The organism is Buttiauxella noackiae ATCC 51607 (assembly GCF_001654865.1).
In the GTDB taxonomy this organism is placed as follows: domain Bacteria; phylum Pseudomonadota; class Gammaproteobacteria; order Enterobacterales; family Enterobacteriaceae; genus Buttiauxella; species Buttiauxella noackiae.
In genome coordinates this window covers 45,657-67,990 of the sequence record NZ_LXEO01000063.1, presented here as the reverse complement: position 1 = coordinate 67,990, position 22,334 = coordinate 45,657, and the positions used below count along the sequence as shown (strand labels likewise).

Annotated in this window: 6 protein-coding genes; 5 read left to right on the top strand and 1 reads right to left on the bottom strand. The window is 53.3% G+C overall.

The features are described from left to right. Nucleotides 1-426 precede the first annotated feature (426 nt). From M979_RS19245 to M979_RS19225, 5 genes are read left to right on the top strand one after another with little or no spacing between them, the layout of a single operon-like run. Entirely contained in the window at nt 427-13,155 is a 12,729-nt protein-coding gene (locus tag M979_RS19245; protein WP_083963948.1) for an Ig-like domain-containing protein, read from the top strand. Nucleotides 13,156-13,180: 25 nt separating this feature from the next. After that, nucleotides 13,181-15,088 (top strand): TolC family protein, encoded by a 1,908-nt coding sequence (locus M979_RS19240; RefSeq protein WP_157093274.1) that lies wholly within the window; start codon nt 13,181-13,183, stop codon nt 15,086-15,088. A gap of 8 nt (nt 15,089-15,096) precedes the next feature. Next, nucleotides 15,097-15,999, top strand: a complete 903-nt coding sequence (locus M979_RS19235) for an efflux RND transporter periplasmic adaptor subunit (RefSeq protein ID WP_064556067.1) — start codon at nt 15,097-15,099, stop codon at nt 15,997-15,999. Further along, nucleotides 15,999-17,348, top strand: a complete 1,350-nt coding sequence (locus tag M979_RS19230) for an efflux RND transporter periplasmic adaptor subunit (protein WP_034456891.1) — start codon at nt 15,999-16,001, stop codon at nt 17,346-17,348. The genes M979_RS19235 and M979_RS19230 overlap by 1 nt, the downstream gene beginning before the upstream one ends. After that, nucleotides 17,345-19,450: a site-2 protease family protein gene (locus M979_RS19225; protein WP_245164784.1), complete on the top strand. Its 2,106-nt coding sequence runs from the start codon at nt 17,345-17,347 to the stop codon at nt 19,448-19,450. Before M979_RS19230 ends, M979_RS19225 begins: the two co-directional genes overlap by 4 nt. 313 nt (nt 19,451-19,763) lie before the next feature. Here the strand turns inward: M979_RS19225 and M979_RS19220 are convergent, their stop codons facing one another. Next, nucleotides 19,764-22,328, bottom strand: a complete 2,565-nt coding sequence (locus M979_RS19220) for an ATP-binding protein (RefSeq protein WP_064556066.1) — start codon at nt 22,326-22,328, stop codon at nt 19,764-19,766. Between the last annotated feature and the right edge of the window lie 6 nt (nt 22,329-22,334).

Here is a 22,334-nt window from a genome sequence, read left to right as displayed (position 1 = left end):
TTTTTATTTCCCGGATAACTGATGTTGTTAACATTGATTGGTAACCAACCATTTCTCCTATAACAATCATCATAAGCGAAACGAAAGAATTGGTTATTATTTAGCCTGTCGTTCTTTTTTTTAATTAACCCCAACGGCAAAAAAATCGAATCTAATCATTCGCTCAGAACTCTTCCCCTCTCCCTGAAAAATCAAAAAAAATAATAACCTAACGGTGGTTTATTACTTTTCATTGCAATAATTTAGCTATTTCTGCTGCTGTTATGTTTTTACTGCTCCAGTAAAGAACCTGTAAATCTCACCAGGAATAATCTCAAATACATTCGTAAATATTATGTAATAAGGCCAACTAATACATTCATACTATGTAAATCAGATGTATCATTACCGTTAATGCTACCGAAGCCGCTAACAGAGTGATGCGCTATGTCCAGACAAAGAAACGACAATCCAACCCGTCCACGCCATCATCGTTTCGCTCTGGAGCCTCGGCAGTTGTTCGATGGCGCAGCCGTCGTTGAAGCCGCTCATCATGCGGATAACCCGCTTGATACCCAACACCACGATAACGCACCGGACGCATCGAAAGCGGTTTTTGTCCCGCCTCCATCGGCGCCTGCACCAGCATCAATAACAGCACCAGCCCCTGCAGATGCAACTGCGCCGCATGAAGTTTATGTCGTCGATAGCCATGTCCAGAACTGGCAATCTCTGGTCAGTCAGTTGCCTGAAGGCAGCCGCGTGTTGGTACTGGACTCTCAGCACTCCGGGCTTGAGCAGATTAATGAAGCGCTAAAAAACGATAAAAATATCACGGCGATTCATATCATCAGCCATGGCGCCAGCGATGAGATAACACTCGGTAGCGACAAACTTAATGACAAAACGATTACTCAATATCAGCAGCAATTAGAAACCCTTGGCGAAAAGCTGACCACAGACGGTGATATTTTGCTGTATGGCTGCAATGTCACGGCTAAAGACACCATTCTGATTAGCCGTATGGCGGACTATACCCATGCGGACATTGCGGCTTCGAATGATGAAACAGGTAGCGCGGCAAAAGCGGCTGACTGGACACTTGAATCCCGTACTGGCGTTATCGAAACACGTTCGCTGGAACTGGCTTACGACGGCGTGCTGCAAGCACCTGAACTCACCACCACCAAACCGGATATGGTGGTTTCTGAGCCAAGCTCTCTACACCCTGGTGCCGAAACCGGCAGCTTTAGTGGCATAACGATTAATGCCAGTGATGCAAATGTTGCGATCAGCGTGACATTGACCAACGGCGCCGTAGGCGATTTAGTCAATGGTACTCAATCCGGGAAGACACTCGAATTCGTGGGTTCAGTAGCAGATGCACAAGCCTGGTTAAACTCACTTAAATTTACCGCAAGTGATACTGAACTGGGCAAACAGTCCGCCTCCACGGATGTGCAGTTTTATATCTTAAGTCTGTCCGGCAACGACAGCCTGGTCACGCATGTCACGATTACCCCATCAAACGATCCGGTAACGGTTCCAAATAAAACCTTAATCGTGCCGGAAAAGAATGGCTCCGGTACTGTGATTAACGATCAGACACTGACCGCAATCGACCCTGATGTTGCAGCCGGAGCGCAAAGCGCCTCGCAAATTGTCTACAGCCTGACGGCGATGCCGCAGTACGGTTATCTGACGCTAAACGGCACGCGGCTGGGTATTGGCTCGGTCTTTACCCAGCAGGATGTGCAGAATAACGCTCTGAAATATGTCCATACCGCAACAGGCACTTCGCAAAATACCGCCGACAGTTTTTCTGCCAATGTGAATGACGGTGCTACGCCAATAAATCTTTCCGACTCCGTCACGGTCACACTTCAGATTGCGCCAGAAAACCAACTGCCAACTATTTCGGGTGGCGGTATTGTCTTTGAAGGCCAGCCAGAAAACGCCGTTAATACCGGGAATGTTGGGCAGTACATTGTGGCGGGCAGCGGAGGCGATACACAGGATACCGATCTCACCCTAACCATTACTTCGCTGCCAACCCACGGCACACTCTATTTTAATGGTTTGCCCGTCGTTATAGACCAGCAGATTAGATATGCCGATCGTAATCAATTGACCTATGAAAACGACGGTTCAGAAGGCATTACGCAGGATAATTTTGGCGTGCGTGTTACTGACCAGGGCGGCGGTACAGGCGTTCCTGCCAGTAGCGATGCGATAATTGCACTGACGATTCAGCCCGTTGATGATGACCCGTACCTCAATCCAGATTCGACATTGCATGCGCAAGTCACAACAGGCCCGAATAACGTCGTGCTGCAACCAGAAATGTTGGCAGCCATTGATAGTGACTCATCGGCCGACCGCGTGAGCTTTATCGTTGATGCCCAGGGGTTAACACACGGTTATTTGACCCTGAACGGTCTACTGATGAAAAGCGGCGACACCTTTACGATGGAGGATATCGCCGAAGGCCGGGTGGTTTACACCCAATACCTGGCTTCCAACGTCGGTGGAATAGATGTGTTTAATTTCCGCGTCATCGACCACTCCACCGCGTTGCGCTGGAACCCGGATGGCACAACGTTCACGCGTCAGGGTGGGATATGGGATGGCGGGAATGCCAGTGATCAGCTCACCCATATTCAGTTCACCATTGGCCTGGCCGTCACCGATAATCCAAATAACCCTGACCCAAGCGGCCTGCCGGTGTTAAATGTTCCGGCTACCACCACAAACTCCGGGTATATCGGCACAGACATAAATAACCCTAACAGCGCACCTCATGGCGTGCTTCTCGAGGGGGGAACATTAACTCTTTCAGGCACCGGGAAAATCACCGACAGCACGCCAGGACTGAGTTACGTGGTGCAAGGCGCCACGCCTGAGCAAATCGTTTATACCTTCCTCGGCAGCGCCTCTGGACAAACGGGCCTGACTATCCTGAAAAGTGATGGTCAGGGAGGTTATCGGGTTATCAACGCATTCGGCACCTTTACGCAGGCCGATTTGAACCAGGGGTTAATCAGCGTTCGTCACGACGGCGGTGAAAACTTCATGTTCGACGGCAGCTTCTCGGTTTCTGCGGGCCAGGTGACGTTAGATGCACGAGGCAATCCGGTTGCGGTGACCTGGAACCCGATAATGAACGTGTTCGTCACCCCGATTAACGATGCGCCTGTGATTGCCGGTTCTTCAAACACGGTTTTAGCTGAAGGTGAAACGGTTGTTATCACCAACTCGCAGTTGCAGTTGAGCGACCCGGATGATGCAAATAGCGGCTCATCGTGGGAAGGAGAACTTCTACGACCCGATAACAGCAATAACTACGCCTACAATAATGATGTCAGCGGAGCGGGCGCACTCAAATTTGGCTTCCTGACGCTGCCTACTGGCGGTGCGCTGCAATATTATAATGGCACCAGTTGGGTCACCATCACTAATGCAGATATCGGCACATTGCAGCTTGATGCCAGCATTTTAAAGGGAGATGGAACCAGTGGCCTGCGTTTTGTCAGCAACGGTTCTGAAGTCCGCAGCACCAGCTTTACGACTTATGCGGTGGACCGCTGGGGTTTGCAATCGGCCAACAATGCCACCGTGGGCATTACCATCACTAACGTGAACGATGGTCCGAAAATCCCGCAGACGCCGGATAGCCCAGATATCGTTGTGCCTCCAGATTCGCCAAACCTTGTGGGTGGTGCTGAAGCTCGGCCTCCGGCTAACAACCCGGCGACTGTGGTCGAAGGCGGCTATGTTCAAATTAATAGCTCACAACTTCAGGCTTATGACCCGGACAGCACGCCCGAGCAGGTGCAATTTACCGTCACCACAACGCCAACTCATGGCCGTCTCGCGTACTCAACCGATGGTGTTAACTTTAGCGTCCTCGGCAATGGTTCAACCTTCACGCAGGCTGACATTAACAATGGTCGTATCTATTACCTGAATAACGGCGATGAAGTGACCGGTAACGGCCTGAATGCCGACGGTTTCAATTTCACGCTGTCTGATGGTGACAAAGAACAAGCCAACAACCACTTTGCCATTAATATCACGCCAACCAACGACAAACCCACCGTCACAGCACCTTCCGGGCCGATTGATATTGGAATTTCTCAGGCCGTGAAAGGTTTTACGGTCGCCGACCCGGATATTACGGGCACAAACAGCTCGGTTAACATCCTTCAGACCACAGTGCGCTTGCTGCATAGCGATGGTAGTGCATTCAGCCAGGCCGAATATAACGGTATCGTGCTTGCTGCAAATGCGGCAAGCGGTGCGACGATAACGGGCGGGACAAATGGCTATCTGGTACTGACCGGCACCGTTGCACAAATAAATAGCGCCCTTAGCGGTTTAACCGTGCGTTTCCCGAACGATCGCAACGCAGTTTACCAGGTTCAAGTCATTACCGACGACCGCCTGCGGACGGCTGATGGTCAGTTAACCGGTGAAGCGAACGGCGGGCCGGTTAACCAACCTGCTAATCCGGCGTTTGGGACATCGCCTGGCATAGTCGATAACCAAAATTACAACTGGTATCAGAATGCTGTTCCGCTGACGAACGGCAATATCTCGGCCAACCAGGTCGTGATAAACGCCTCGTCAGTGAACGATCCTGGGCATCTGGTCGTGGGCAATCCAAATAAGTCGACTTTTGAAGATCAGCCGACGTTTATTGGCGGCGATTTTGTTATTACCGACGTGGAATCAACGGCCTTCGGTAAGCCGGTCACCGTGACGTTAACCGTCGCACAAGGGCAACTGGGGATTGGCGGCTTAACCAATGACAGCAACACCGAGATTAACGGCGTTACAATCCAGGGCGATAACTCAGGAACGCTCACTCTTACCGGTACTGCCGACGCCATTCAGGCGTTAATTAATAACTCGGCAAATGGATTAACTTACCAAAGTGCCAACAATGCTAACCACGACCAAAACGGTGCGGCAGCAGGCGATGTAACACTCAATGTTCATCTGGACACGTCAACGGCTACCGTCGGGGATACTTCAGGTGTGGCACCTCCCGATGTACAAATCGCATTAACCATTATCCCGGTGAACGATCCGCCAACCGTCACTGGGCCTACCGATATATTGTTGCTCGACAACAATGCCCCGGGAGGCAACAACGTTAGTGGTTTTGTGATTGGTGATCCTGACATTTCAGATGCAGGCGGTGTTGCGACGGGTGAAAAAGACATTGTGCAGGTCACGGTGCGAATCACCGATGCAAATGGTAACCCATTGTCAGTATTGCAATATCGCGATCAGCAAAACTCCGCGATCAATATTTCTTCGCTAAACACCACTTCCGGTGTGATAGTCCAAACCGGCAGCCCGGATGGTGTTAACCCGCCATCCAATGGGCAGAACGCTCCGTTGGTTATCACCGGCACAGTCGCGCAAATCAATGCCTACCTCGCGCAATTGCAAGTCAATATGCGCGGCGCAATCCTCGATGATGCAGACCAGTATTACCGCGTCGAAGTGATTGTTGACGACCGGGTACGCGATGCGAACGGCAACCTGACTAGCGGTGCCAACGGTGGCAATAACGTTGCAGCAAATGGCGTAGGAACCGCACTTCCACCCAACACGGTTATCAGCCCTTACGCGGCGATTCCTGCCGGGCTTGAGCAAAACGTCGCATCAACTTATCGCACCGTGTTCCAGAGCAGTATTAACGACCCGGCGCAGATTGTGCTGGGTGGAAACCCGGCGCTGAGCACCAATGAAAACAACGCCACCGTGACACTCCCGCCGATTACTATCAGTGATACGGATGCCGGTGGCCAGACCATGACGGTCACCGTCAAATTACCCAATGGCTTTGTCTTTGTTGCCCCAACAGGCAGCGGCGGCTCATTTACGGGTACGGGTACCGACACGCTCACTTTTACCGGCTCCTACGCCCAGGTGAATACTTATCTGGCGGCCCTGCGAGTTACGCTGCCTGATGCACCCGGCAGTGCGAACCGTTCTGACTGGAACGGCAGTTTCGGTGTGACGGTGACGGTTAACGATGGTGGCAACTCGGGCTCACGCCCTGACACGCTCCCCATCGGTGCTAACAACCCGCAACAAGACCCGGGGCAAGTTTCCTACGAGGATGGTGTGGGCGGCACTTCATCGGCGCTCATTACCACACGTGCATTTACCTTCACGGTCAATGCGGTCAATGATGCGCCAGTAGTGGTCGGTACGCCAACTGTCAGCATTCCGACGCTTGAAGAAGACACGCTAAGCGGTTCAGTGACGGGCAAAACCGTGGGCGAGCTGTTTACCGGTTTCTTCAATGACGATCGTGACACCATTAATAACAGCGCAAATGGTGGAACGGGTGGCAGCAGCGCCGATGCATTTTATGGCGTAGCGATTACCAACCACACCACTAATGCCGCGCAAGGTGAGTGGCAGTATTCACTCGATGGCACCAACTGGCTGGCGGTCGGCAACCGCAGCGACAGCAATGCGCTGGTACTCACCGCAACTTCATTGCTGCGCTTTGTCCCGGCTCCAGACTATTTTGGTACCCCTTCAACGCTTGGCGTGCGCCTGGTCGAAACCAACAATAATGGCGATGTTTCCACTACGCCCGTGGTTCCGGCCAATGGTGCGGTAACAAATATCAGCGGCGCTGGCGGGCACGGCGGCACCTCTATTTACAGTGAAGCGCTCGTCACGCTCAGCACCGTGGTCACCAACATTAATGACCGCCCTACGCTTGGTGATAAAACAATTACCATCGCTGAAGATACTAACGGTACGCAAACTATCGGGAACATATTCCAGTCCGTTTACAGTGATGCCACCGATAACCAGAGTGCCATCGCAGGTGGCGGCAACGCCAGCAGCCCTCTGGGTTATATCGCAATTTACGGCGACACCACCGATGCCAGCAAGGGCCACTGGGAATACTTCAATGGCACAACGTGGGCGACAATTCCGTCTGATGTCAGTGAAAGTAATGCCTTTGTACTGGCAAGCAACACGCAGATGCGATTTGTTCCCCTGCCAGATTACAACGGGACTGTGACCGGGGGCTTGCAATTACGCGCCTCAGATACCACTGATCCAGCCCTATCGGGTGTGTCTAACGGGCGGGTGAATTTCTTCGACTTTGCCAATGACAACAACCCGACTTCGCACTGGTCGAATACCGCCACTCTTTCGGTCACTATCACCGCGGTAGCTGATGCACGTGATGACACTTTCTCCACCCACTCCAACGTGCCGTTGGTGATGCCGGGTTCTGACCTGCTGCTTAACGACTCATTCTCCAATGCGGATAAAACCGTCACGACGGTGTCAGCACCGACAAACGGCACGCTGTCGTATGTTAATGGCGTGCTGACCTACACGCCAAACCCTGGTTTTGTGGGCACCGACAGTTATATCTACACCGTCGTAAGTGGTGGTGTGGAGGAAACCGCGAAGGTGACCATAAACGTCACCAACCTTGCGCCAGTTGTGGGCAACGAAATCCAGACCATTGATGAGGACACCACAGCCACGGGCAACGTATTAACCAACGATAGCGATCCCGATGGCGACACGCTCACGGTGAAATCCTTCACTATTGATGGGACAACGTACAATGCGGGTGAGACGGCAATACTTGGGAATAACCACGGTACGCTGACCATGAATGCCAACGGGACTTATACCTACAAGCCTGGCGACGACTGGCATGGTGATATCGCCGTAAGCTATGTGGTTACCGATGGCAACAGCAATGGTGATACCCCTGGCCAGTTGGGCGTGCATGTGACCTCGGTTGTTGATGCCCAGGATAATATCGAAATCGAACATACCGGTACGGTTATCACCACAGATGTGATGGCAAACGACACATTCGTAAACCCGGACAGAACCGTCACAAGCTTTACCCAACCGGAAAATGGCGTGGTTACTCAGGGGCCGAATAACACTCTGATTTACACCCCGAACCCCGGTTTTATTGGTAGTGATAAATACACCTACACGGTGACCAGCGGCGGGATAACGGAAACCGCGAACGTGTTTATCTTTATGACTAACACGCCGCCAACCGCCAGTAACCAGTTTGCTGTAACAGACGAAGATACCCCAGTTAGCGGTGATGTTTTACGTTTGCTAAGCGATCCGGACGGTGACCCGCTACATGTGGTCGACTTCCAGATTGAAGGCTCGTCTGAGAACCATCCGGCGGGCGACACGGTGACGATTGCCGGGAGTGGGACTTTCATTCTCAATCCCAACGGCAGCTATACCTTTACACCTGTTCGTGACTGGAACGGTATCGTCCCAACCATCACATTCAACGTTTCCGATAACACCGGTGGCTCACCAACACAAAGCTCGCTGGATATCACCGTGCGCCCTATCGTTGATATCGCCGACGATTCTGCCTCCACCCATGCGGGCAAGCCGATAACCATTGATCCGTTTATCAATGACAATTTCAGCAACCCTGACAAAATCATAACTAACGTCACCACCCCTGCACACGGCACGGTAACCATCAGTGCCGACCGCAAAACGCTGATCTACACGCCTAATGACGGTTATGTCGGTGATGATGTATTTAATTACACCGTTACCAGTGGCAATCGTACAGAAACCGCCGCGATTACCGTCACCATGAACAATATCGTGCCTGTGTTGCGCAGCACGGCAGACAGCACTGCCGAAGATACCCGGCTGGATGGCAATCTGCTTATCACAGCAAGAGATGGCGATGGCGACACAATCACAGTGACGGATTTCACTGTTGATGGCACGACGTATACGGTAGGAACCCCGGCAGTCCCAGTGGTCATTGCAGGGAAAGGGACGCTGACCATCAACAGTAACGGGTCTTACAGCTTTGAACCGGTGGCGGACTGGAATGGCATCGTGCCACCGATTTCCTTCACCGTCAGCGATGGCAACAACGGCGGCCAGGCGATCAGTACCCTGGTTATACAAGTCCGGTCAGTGGTGGATATTGCCCCAGATACCGCGACCACCCATGCGGATAACGCGGTCACCATAAATGTGCTGGGTAACGATACCTTCATCAATGATACCCAGACCGTCACAGCCATTCGTGACAACACCACGCTTGGGCAAGTATTTGTGCTGTCTGATAACACGATTCGCTACTCCCCACCGCCAGGATTTGTGGGCACCGATACATTTACTTATACCGTTACTAGCGGCGGCATTACCGAAACCAGTACGGTAACAGTCATCGTCACAAATGCCGCTCCTGTCGCCACCGATATGAACCTGTCGATGAATGAAGATGGCGCACAACTTAGCGGCAGACTGACAGTAAGTGACCCGGATTTCGATGTAGTGCGCGTGACCTCCTTCCAGGTTGATGGCATTAATAGTGTGTTCGCAATAAACCGATTCGGCACGGCCACCGCCGTGATTCCGGGCGTCGGCACATTTACACTCTCTTATGATCGTAGTTACACCTTCACCCCTGTCGCTGACTGGAACGGCAACGTTCCGCAGATAACTTATGTCGTAACCGATGACAACGGCGACACCCAGGTTTCCGGCAAGGTGAATATTATCGTGAACCCTGTCGTGGATATCGCTGATGACAACATCTCGCTTCAGGCGGGCACGTCTTCTTCGGACAATCTGTTCGCTAACGACAGCTTCGAGAATGGTGACAAAGCGATTACCGAAGTCACTCAGGGAACCCACGGCACCGTCGTTATCGGCAGCAATGGCATTGTGACCTACACGCCACAGCCAGATTATGTCGGAACAGATTCCTACACCTACACCGTCACCAGTGGCGGCAGAACGGAAATCGCCACCGTAAACGTGACGGTAACGAACACTGTACCGGTCGCGACTCCCGACACGCAGACCAACGTTGAAGACACGACCCTTATCGGTAACGTATTAAGCAACGACACCGACAGTAACGCCACCGACACTCTTAGCGTCACAAGCTTTACCTTACCGGGTGAAACGGTGCCGCATCTGGCCGGGGAAACGGTGACCATCACCGGAATCGGCGCTCTTACGCTTAATGCCGACGGCAGCTATAAATTTGTACCGGTCGCGGACTGGAACGGGTCAGTACCCGTAGTGACTTATAACATCAGCGACGGTCATATCGGCGGCACCGCCAGCAGCACGCTGACACTTGTATTGACTGAAGTCGCAGACATTGTTGGCGATTCGAGCTCCACTCATGCCGGGGTGCCAGTAACCATCGACGTTCTGGCTAACGATAATTTCGAAAACAGTGGCAGACAGATTACTGCCACCAGCGACGGCGCCTTTGGCACCACCACTATCGTTAACGGTAAAGTGGTTTATACCCCTGTTGCTGGTTATGTTGGCCGCGACAGCTTTACCTATACCGTGACAAGCGGTGGCAGAAACGAAACAGCCACCGTAATAGTGGATATGACCAACACGCCACCTGTGGCGAACCCGGACACCAGCACCACGCCTGAAGACAGCACCGCCTCCGGCAATGTGCTGGCTAATGATACCGATGCGGATGATGCAGATAAAAATGCCCTCACCGTCACCGGATTTACCGTCAACGGCACACTCTATACGCCAGGCACTGCGCTCACTCTCACCGGGATGGGTGTATTAACCATGCAAGCCGATGGCCGCTGGAATTTCGTGCCGGTTGCGGACTGGAACGGCACCTTACCGCTAGTGACTTACCAAATCAGCGATGGCAACACCGGTGGTGTTTCCAGCGCGGCACTGAGTATCACCATTACCCCAGTACAGGACGCCTTTAACGATAACATTTCGGTCCATGGCAACAGTTCTGTCACCACCGATGTGTTCGCCAACGACACCTTCACCAATGGCGATAAAATTATCCAGACCGTGACTCAGGGCAGCCACGGTACGGTCACCATCGAAAATGGCAAAATAATCTACAAACCAAACGTGGGTTATGTCGGAACAGACAGCTACACCTACACGGTACTGAGCGGCGGTATTCAGGAAACAGCCACGGTCAGCGTCACCGTGGAAAACACCCTGCCGATTACACGGCCTGATATCAACATCACACCGGAAGATAATGTCGTCACCGGTAATGTACTGTTGAACGATGCCGATCCTGACGGCGATCCGCTGACCATCACGCAATTTAATGTCGATGGGCAAACCGCTCCGGCAGGGTATCCGGTGATTATCGCAGGCGTGGGTGAGTTCACGCTGCGCGCTGACGGCAGCTACACGCTGACTCCGGTGGCTGACTGGAACGGCAGAGTACCGACCATCACCTATACGGTTAACGATGCGCTGATCGGCGGTAATGCCACCAGCACGCTGAATATTATTGTTTCGCCTGTTGTTGATATCGCGCCAGATAGAGCCACGACTCACGCAGGTAATGCGGTAACGACCGACGTATTAGCCAACGATAGCTTCAGCAACCCAGATGCCACTATCACCGCTGTAACCAACGGAACAAATGGCACTGCCACGCTGCAAAACGGCCAGATAATCTACACCCCGCGCAGCGGTTTTGTCGGCACCGATACTTACACCTACACCGTAACCAGCGGCGGGGTAACTGAAACCTCGACCGTAACTGTTTTTGTCACCAACGACGCGCCAGTGGTTAACCCGGAAGGGATCATCACTCCACAAGGTGAGCCTGTTTCTGGCAACGTGTTAACCAACGATAGCGACCCGAACGGTGACCCAATTCATCTGTCTGGTTTCCAGGTTGGCGGCAAAAGTTACGGCGCGGGCGAAACGGCCGTACTGGCAGGTGTTGGTAGCCTGACGGTTCTGAGAGACGGTAGCTATCGCTTTACCCCACTCGCCAGCTGGCGTGGCTTTGTGCCTCCGGTAACCTACACGGTGAGCGACAGCAACGAAGGCGGCGAAACTAACGGCACGCTGCGCATTCTGGTTGCGCCATCGGTGGAAATTTCGGTGAAAGAATCTGGCCTGACGCCGCTTGATCCTGGCGCTCAGGAGGTTAACGGCACGCTGGATATTCTGTCACTCGACAGGCTGCAAACGCTCACCTTCCAGGGGCGCGTCATCACCGCAGAGCAGCTTCTGCGACTGAACCCTCTCTCGCCAATTACTATCGAAACCGAGACTGGCACCATCAAGTTGTTGGCGTACTACAGCAGCGCAGACGGTGTTGCGCGCCTAGACTACAACTTCACGTTACGTGAAGCGGTGTCTCAGCCGGGGCAGGTCAGTACGCACAACGACTACGCAGTTCAGGTGAACGGCACCACTATCGGGCAGCTACGTATTACCGTTTTCAACGACAACCCGACCGCCACTGATGACAGTGCGGAAATCTTACAGGATCAGAACCAGGAGTCGGCCAGCGGCAACTTGTTTAACGATGATCGCATCGGTGCAGATGGTGCAGCGAACAACGGCCCTGTCACGGGTGTCGTATCGGAAAATACGGGTAGTGCAGGCACCATTGGTGGCTCGAGCGGCGGGCAATACGGCACGCTAACCCTCGATAGCAAGGGCAACTGGCGCTACGAAGTCAACAGAAGCGACCCTCGTGTGGCAGCACTTGAAGCGAACGCCACTCTTACTGAGGTGTTTGTTTACACCATCACCGACAGCGATGGCGACGTCAGCGAAGCACGTCTCACCATTTTGATTCACGGCGTCACGGCGATGCCAAATGTCGACGACCGCAATGGCGACCAGATATTTGGCCCTGAAGAAGAAGAGACACTGACCACTTACAGCCAAAGTTATGAGCCGGGCTTGTTTATTCTGCCGCTCGTCTATGATTTACAAAGTGATGCTATTGGCCTTCAGACCCGGCTTAACAGCCAGTTTGCTGCCTATGGCTATGGGATAGAGCATGCGAATGCGCCAGTTATGCAGCAGGCAGTTCTGTTCTCCCGCTGGTACAGCGACAGCCGTGAGCAACGCACTTTACCTGGCTTAGAAAATAACGCCCTTGGGCAGAATTCGCTTGGAAACTCATTTGGCCCGTTTGGTATTGGACAAGCCGATGAGCGCAGCTCATTTGCTCAAACGTTGGTCACGCAGGAAGCGACGCAGGTTGAACAACCGACTGTTATCGCATCGGGAGCACAACCTTTATCCATGCAGCTTGCTGCTTTGGAAAAACAAACTTTGGCGTCTGGAAAGCACATTACAGTCCCGACAATCACTCGCCGGTAACTGGCTGTTTAAGATGGAAAAAACAATGAACGCATATGTGGTGGCACAATATAAAAAACGTGGCGTGCCGTTAGTCAAACCTATTGCTGGGTTGATTGCGGTACTGATCCTGGCGGGCTGTGGCACCATTAAACCGGAACCGCTAACTCAGGATGAGATAACCGCGCGAGTTAATCGTGACCGGGCAGAAATGTACCGCGGCCAGGAATCCCTGAGCGGCCCGATGACGCTATCCGATGCCATGGCACGAGCGTTGAAATATAACCTCGACTACCGTCTGAAAATGATGGAAACCGCGTTGTCGCGCAGTTTGTTGGATGTCTCACAACAAGACATGCTGCCAAAACTGATGGCTGATGCGGGTTATCGCTGGCGTGACAACGATTCAGGCGGCACCAGCGTCGGTATTGATGACGGGCTCGTCAGCTTGCGCCCTTCCACGTCAGAAGAACGCGAACATTATATTTCCAGCGCAACATTTTCCTGGGATCTGCTCGACTTCGGTATGAGTTATTACCGCGCCAAGCAACAGGCCGATGAAGTCAATATTGCCGAAGAACGCCGCCGTAAAGTGCTGCAAAACATTGTCCAGGAAGTGCGTGATGCCTACTGGCGTGCCTTAGGCGCGCAACGTTTGCTCGATGAAACCCAACCGCTGGCTGAGCAAATTGCTCAAGCGCTGGATAAAACCCGTGAAGCAGAACAGGCCGGGATTTTGCCGCCAATTGAAGGGCTGGAATATCAGCGCGCCCTGCTTGATGCCATGACATTGCTGAACCAGAAACGTCAACAAATGGAATTGGCGAAAAGTGAGCTGACCGCGCTTATCAACCTGCCGCCGGGCACACCACTGGTGTTGCAAGACACACCAACGCCGCTGGCACCGCCTCCGACCAACATTGATAAGCTTGAGCAAATGGCACTGGAGCGTCGCCCGGAACTGCGTGAGGAAGATTACAAAACACGCATCGACAGCTATGAAACCAAGCGCCAAATCGCCTCGTTATTCCCGAGCCTGAATCTGTTCGCTGGGTTGAATTACGACTCCAACCAATATCTCTACAACAACAACTGGATTGAAGGTGGCGTCGGTGTCTCGATGAACCTGTTTAAGCTGCTGAGCATTCCGGCAATTAGTACCGCCAACGATGCCCGTGCACAGACCGATGATGCACGCCGCATGGCACTGAGTATGGCGGTTCTGACGCAGGTTCGTGTCGCCACCGAACGCTACAAGCTCGCCTCTTATGACTTCCAGATTGCCGAACAATCCGCCCAAGTCGACCAACGCCTGGCGAGTATCTCCCGCGCCGGTTCAGATAACTCACTGACCAGCGACCTGGAAACGTTGCGTACTCAGGCACGATCGATTGTTTCACGCTTCCAGGAAGCTTCATCGTATGCCGAAGCGCAGGCTGCTTATGGCCGAGTACTGAACTCTGTGGGTATCGATTTGCTACCAGATCAGGTTAATCAAACCGATGTTGCCAGCTTATCGCGACAAATTGCCACCAGTTTGCGCCAACAAGAGAGCAGCGTATTTGCTCGTACTGCCGGAATCGTCGTGGAAAAACACCCGATTTCAGTGCAGATCACGCGCCTGCCATCTGGCGTTTCACGCTCCACCGTTCAGCAATCCATTGGCCGGGTGATTGAAGCAAACCACCTCTCTCTTGAGCCGTCACCAAAAAGCCTCACCTTGCAAATGGGCTTCAACATTGGTGCCAGCAACGGCACACGCAAAGGTGTGTGGACAATGCGTGTGTTGGATGCAGACGGTGCTGAAGTGCTGACTCGCCAGTACACAAGCTATCTGCCAAACGAAACCAGTACACGCTCCATCAGCGCGCTTGCCGAAGCAGCAACATTATCTATTACCACTGATTTACAAAGGCTTGCAGGGGCAACCCCTGTTCTGACTGCAACGCCATGAGGCTGTGTATGAATAACAATAAAACCATGGTGGATGGCGCTAACGCTTCTCCACCCTACAACTTCAATAACCTGAGCGGTTTACGTAGGTCGGATAAGCGCAGCGCCATCCGACAAAAATTCATCGCTGGATTAATCTGCTCGCTGGCCTGGCTATCCGCACCGACATTCGCGGCTGAAACACCTGCAACACAGCCTGCCGCACAGGGCAGCACAACGGTGCGCTTCCTGGTGCTTGCCAACCGCGAAAGCCCGCTCTCAAGCGTGGTACCTGGACGCATGGCGAAAATCAATGTGCAACTGGGCGACCCCGTTACCCAGGGCAAAGTGCTGGCGAGTATGGATTGCAGTGATTTAGTGGCCCGTAAAAATGCCGCCGAAGCGGAGTTTCACGCAGCCCAACTGCGCTATGAAGCCAAAGCAAAACTCCAGGGGTTACAATCAGCTGCTGCACTTGAAGTGGGTTTAGCCGCCTCTGAAGTCAACCGTACCAAAGGCCAGGTCGGCATTTTTGATGCCCAACTGGCGCAGTGCCGCTTTGTCGCACCGTTCAATGGTCGCGTAGCCAAAATCTATGTCAAAGAAGGCCAGGGGATTGGTGCGGGTGCGCCTGTGATTGACCTGGTCGGAAGCGGTACGTTGCGCGCGCGTTTAAACGTGCCTTCAAACTGGGTGGCGTGGTTGAAAATTGGCTCGCAGCTAAATGCCTCGGTAGGTGAAACCGGCAAGCAATACCCGCTCACCGTGACGAATATCAGCGGCAAAGTGGATGCGGTCAGCCAGACTATCGAAATTGAAACTCGCTTCCCGGAAAAAACCGATGACGTGTTGCCGGGTATGAGCGGACAAGCCGTTGCTATCTGCCCACCTGATGAAAACCGTTGCCTGAAAAGCGGAGCTGCAAATTCGTGATGTCCAGTACAGCCTTCTACCAGCTAGCAGCCCGGGTAGAAGCGATAAGCAACTCCGCCGAGTTAGGCTTCGCTATATGTAATGAAACGCGTCAACTGGTGGATTACCGCCAGTCGGCGCTGTTGTCCCTCTCCCCATCCAACCGCGCAAAACTGGTTGCTCATTCAGGGCTTAGTGATACCGACAACAATACACCGTATGCCTTATGGCTTTCTGACGTCGCAAAAGAGATTGCACCGCATTGCCGGGCACTGCCGCCTGAAGCCCGCGTGTTGGCACTTTCACCAGCGCAACTCAGCGAGGGCCTCGCCCCACAGTGGAATGAATGGCTGCCTGCAAATGTCTGGGTACTGCCATTAACCGGTGCCGACGGAGAGATTCACGCGCTATGGTTTTTGGGCCGTGACGACCCGTGGCCAACAACGCTTGCACCAACCTCCCCGGAATTTACCCTGCTGCAACTAAGCGGGTTGTATGGTTATGCATGGTGGGCCTTAACCGCACGACCATCGCGTTTCAAACAATTCTGGCAACGCAATACCGGGCGTCGTCTCGGCTATATCGTGCTGGCGGTGCTACTGGTGTTATGCATTCCGGTGCGTGAGTACACACTGGTGCCTGCCGAAATAATCTCGCTACACAGTGAAGTGATTGCCGCTCCTGACTCCGGTGTGATTAAGCGCATGGTCGTGCTGCCAAACAGCGATGTGGTGAAAGGCCAGGTGCTGGCAACGCTCGATGACACCACGTTGCATAACCGCCTTGCGGTGGCGCAGGCAGAACTGGAAACCGCTGAAACCACCTTGCATCAGGCTTCGCAACAGGCGATTGAAGACCAACAGGCCAAGTCAGAACTGGCGATGGCTGAAGGCAAATGGCGTGAGAAGAAAGTTGAAGTTGAATCGATAACACGCGACCTCGAAAAGCTGACCATTCGTGCCCCTGATAACGGCGTATTTGTCTATTCTGACCCGGACGACTGGGCGGGTCGCCCGGTGCAAACGGGCGAGCGAATTGGCTTGCTGGCAGACCCGGATAATCTTGGCGTTCGCGCCTGGGCTCCGGTAAGTGAATCCACTAACCTGAAGCATGGGGCGCCGATGAAAATATTTTTGAAAGTCGCCCCTCTTGATTCACTGGACGCAAAACTGGGATACGCGGGTTATCAAACGGTGGAAGCACCAAACGGCGTCGCCAGCTATCTGCTGCGCGGTACGCTGGAAGGGAAACCTGCTGTTGCGCGCATTGGCTTGCAGGGAACGGCGCGCGTAACGGGCGATTGGGCAATGCTTGGTTACTTATTGCTACGTCGCCCTATTGCCACTTTACGTGCCGGGAGCGGGTGGTGATACCCGGTGCTGCAACGGCCCCTGCGTGGCCTGCGCTACGTGATGAACTGCGACTTAACAGCGCAGGTACCAACCGCGATGGCTCTCCGGCCTGGCATCTGGCCGATCCCGTGCGCAATCTGTTTTTTCGTCTTGGCTGGCTGGAAATTGAAATTCTTAAGCGCTGGCAACTGGCAGATACCGGGAAAATAGCGCAGGCAATTAATCAGCAAACCACGCTGAATGTCGATGAAGAAGATATCAAAGCTTTTGTACTGTTTTTACAGCAACAACAGTTGCTACGTAGCGCCCGCTATCGTCCGGCATCCTCTGCCTGGAAGTGGTTGTTACACAGCTATTTGTTTATCCGCATTCCGTTGGTTCACCCGGAAAAAGCCCTGCGCAAAGCCCTGCCATGGTTAAAGCCGCTGTTTAGCAAAACCTTCCTATGGTTAACGGTGTTTGTCGCGATTACCGGCATTGTGCTCGCCGCTCGCCAGTGGGACACCGTGGTTGCCACGTTACATAACTCGGTGAACTGGCATGGCGCGGTGGCGTTTGCTATCGCACTGGTGTTTTCCAAATGCTGGCATGAAATGGGCCACGCACTCACCGCCACCAGGCACGGTGTGCGGGTTGGGCACATGGGGGTTGCGCTGCTGGTGATGTTGCCGATGGCCTACACCGATACCGGCGAAAGCTGGAAGCTCATCCGTTCGCGCGACCGTTTAAAAATTGCCGTCGCCGGAATTGCCTCTGAATTAGTTCTGGCAGCATGGGCTACCTTGCTGTGGTCTTTTGCACCAGAAGGCAGCGTCAAAAACGCGTTATTTTTCCTTGCGACCACCGCCTGGATTATGACTGTCGTGGTTAACGCAAGCCCGTTTATGCGTTTTGACGGCTATTACATTCTGAGCGACATGCTGGATTTTCCGGGGCTGCACGAGCGCGCAGGAAACTGGGCGAAGCGGGCGATGCGCTGGCATCTATTTGGCATCAACGATCCAAAACCCGATAACGTCACCCCGGCCTTTGCCCGTTTTCTGACGGTATTTGCCTTCGCCACCTGGATTTATCGCCTGCTGCTGTTTATCGGTATTGCGGTCGTTATCTATCACGCCTTTTTTAAGGCGTTGGGTGTGATTCTGTTCTTGATAGAAATCGTGACTTTTGTGGTGCAACCAATGATCCGAGAAATCAAACACTGTTGGGCACGGCGCGCGGAAAGCCAGCCTTTCTACCGCCGAAGATTGCTGCTGATTGCTCTCGCCGCGTTACTGGTTATTTTTGTGCCGTGGTCGAATAAAGTGAATCTGCCGGGGGTGATTGAAGCCGGTTTTGTACAGCCGATTTATACGCCGTACAGCGCGCGCCTCGAGAAGATTCTTGTCACCGATGGGCAGGAGGTGAAAGCCGGTCAGCCGTTGTTTGAGCTGATTGCACCACTGCCAGAAACCTCGCAGCGAAAAGCTGAGGAGATGCGCCGCGCATGGGAGTTCAGCGCGCGTGGTGCGTTAGGGCTTGATAAAGACGGCCCGGCAAAACAGGTTCTGGCAGAGCAAATGGCGCGCCAGTACTCGCTCCAGCAAAGTGCTGGCAACAATGAGTTGCTGCGTCTGAGGCTGGTCGCGGCTTCAAGTGGCCGTATTGAAGATAGCGATATTTCACTGCAACCCGGTAGCTGGGTTTCCCCTTCTACGCACATTGCCACGCTGGTAAATGCCGACCGCTGGCGGGTGAAAGCACTGGTGGGCGAAGAAGATTTGGCGCGCTTACGCGTAGGAGCACAGGCAAAAATTTATCAGAATGATGAGTGGCAGCCACTTATCGGGCGCGTGGTTTCTATCGACCACAATGTCGTCACTCGCCTGCCATCTTTATTGCTGGCTAAAGATCACGGCGGCCCGGTGCAATTAAACCCAACCGCGCAGGCAAAAGATTTGCGTCCCCAGGGCGTTTGGTATCGCGTATCAATTGAAGGTGATGGAAAAGCTGCGCCCATCAACCGGGAAAATCTCGCGCATATTTCTGTTGAGAGTAAACGCCAGAGTCTCGCGCATCGCTGGTTTAATAGCGTGTCATTGATGCTGATTCAGCAGACGGGTATGGGGAAAGATGGGTAGTTTCGGGCTTGATTGTCGGATGACGCTGCGCTTATCCGACCTACGTTTTTGATTTTGTAGGGTCGATAAGCCGAAGGCGTCATCCACCAGAATTGCACCAAAGTCAGCCCCTCTTTGCAGAGGGGCTAAGTCCTTGCTACAGGATGATCAATGAGGTGCATATCAATGATGAGGCGGCTAAGTTGCATTCCTGAACCCACCCACTTCCTCCTGGGATACTGGAAGGGGTCTTTCTATTAATGTCTGTTTCAGGACTCGGAGTCAATTGTTTGACGATGACCTTTTCATTGATTTGCAAACCTGACACAAAATTTTATTGATGCCGTGCTCGCCGTAAAGCCTGCGCCAGTTTTTGTTGGTTAAATGGTTTACGCAGCAGCTCTACCTGCGGCAATTGCTGCCCGCTGCTGCGTAAATCCTGTCCACTGATTAACAGGCATGTGAGGTGTGGATAATGTTGCTGGGCATGCTGCACCACATCAGCGCCACTCATTGGCCCCGGTAGCATTAAATCACTGATTAAAATCTGAATGTCTGGTACATCTTTCAGCAATTGTATTGCCTGCTGGCTATCACTGGTCTCAAGCGTCAGATAGCCAAGCTGATGCAGTTGCTCGCACAACGTCTGGCGTACATCATGTTCATCTTCAAGCACCAGAACCAGTTGGTCTTCATCAGAATTCACTGCCAGCGGCTCGGGCAACGTTTCGCTCACCGCCTGCGCAGGTGCTCGCGGCAATTGTAAACGCACTAACGTTCCCTGCCCCGGAGCACTTTCAATTTGCACTCGCCCGCCGGACTGGCGCACAAAACCATACACCATCGACAGACCCAACCCGCTGCCGCTACCCGTCTGTTTGGTGGTGAAGAACGGTTCAAATACTTGTGCTTTTACTTCCGCCGACATGCCATGACCGCTGTCGATAACTTCCACTGCCACCATATCCTGCTTGCGCCCGCTCGAGCGCACCACGCGCTGGTTCCAGGTGCGGATTTTGATGGTGCCGCTTTGCCCTTCCATTGCGTCGCGGGCGTTCATCACCAGGTTAATAATCGCGTTCTCCAGCTGGTTAACGTCAATCCATGCGGGCCAGGCCGGGTGCTGCGCTTCAATTTCCAGCGTAAGTGCTGCCGGGAGCGAATGGCGAATCAGCGGGTCGAGGTTTTCCAGTAGCGTTTTCATCGAAACGGCATGTGGATGCAGCGATTGTTTGCGGGAAAACGCCAGTAAACGTTGAGTCAGTTGCGCCCCGCGTTCGGCAGCTTTTAAGGCGCGTTGAATACGTATGGCATCCGGTGAATCTGAAGATGTCAGCTCAAGGCTGCCAATAATCACCGCCAGCAGGTTATTAAAATCATGGGCGAGGCCGCCGGTTAATTGCCCCACCGCTTTCATTTTTTGGCTGTGAACCAGCGCTTCTTCCAGCGCTTTACGCTCACTGCGCTCAAGTACCACATTCACCATACCGCGCCCCGGCACCGGGCTAAAACGCAGCTCAATGGTGCGGTTATCTGCCAACCTTAACTCCTGCGGTTTGGGTAACGGGCGAGAGAGGTTTTCGAGAATATGTTCCTGAAGTGGCGTCACCTGTTTGAGCAGGCTCATGTAATGCTGACCGCGCTGCAGATGTTCCGGAGCCAGCCCCAATAGCAACGGGTATTGCGGGTTCCACACCACTAAAATCCCGTCGTTATCAAACAGGGCAAAACCATCGCGCATCGCGTGGAAGGTGGTTTCCAGTTGAGTACTCTTCTCTTTGAGAAGTTTCGAAGTGTGTTCCAGCGAGGCGGTGTTACGCGCAAAGACGTTAAATGCCCTGGCCAGTTCGCCCAGCTCATCGCGGCGCTGTAAGGCAGGCACGCTAACATCGCGCTCGCCCCGCGCCAGCCGCGTCATCGCGTGGGAGATTGCCGTCAAATTCGAGCCGAGATTGCGGTAAATATACCAACCCGCAAACCCGGTAATCACCAGTGCCAGCAAGGCAAACAGGCCGATAAAGGCAATCATCGATTGCAGCTCTTTATGGCTTTGATCGGTGCGACTAAGGGACTCTTGCGCCACTTTTTGCACGTACTGGTTAATGTCCTGGTTCAAAAACGCCACCAGCGCTTTGATGTGGTACATGTACCAGGAAATACCCAAATCGCTGTTTTCAAGCAGCTGTGAAAGTGGCACCAATTGCTGCAAATGTGCAGTGAAATCCTGCAATATCCCATCGACTAAGGGCGAATCATCATGTGCCGGAAGTTGCGTCATCACCTCGGTCAGTTGTACGACGGTGGCTTTCGGAGAAGGCGTTTGAATGGCAATCAGAATCAGCCTGTCCATTTCAGTCAGCAATCGCGCTTCCGGGGTTACACGCCCGTCGCGAGCATTAATATACTGAATATGGTGCAGGTAACTTTGGTTTTGATACAGCGCGCTCAGCAGTGCATTGCGCTCCAGATGGCGGCGATGGCCCAACTCCAACATCCGCGTGACGCTGCTTTCCAGTTCATTACTACGCTCGGTGATGCGCTTGACCAATTCCGGTTCACGGCTGGCGAGTGGTGCATGCGCCAGATGGTTAAGCGAGTTCTGGAGTGCCTGCTGTGTTTGCTGCAAACGCTGCGCTTCGCTCTGGTATTCCAGCGCACCCACCACTTGCGTGAGACGCACGACAGCTGTCGCCACGTTCGCAGTATCCCGCGCCAATTCCATGCTGCCGGACATATCACTTAGCGTCTGCCCCTGAACCTGTTCCTGCAAACGGCTGGCGTGATTAAAGCCCCACACCGCCACGCCACAGACCAACAATGTCACCGCCACCACCAGCAGATTAAAAGAGAGCAGGCGTCCACGGGCGCTGGTGAGAAAGGGTGTTCGGGGTGCAGGCATGGTTTG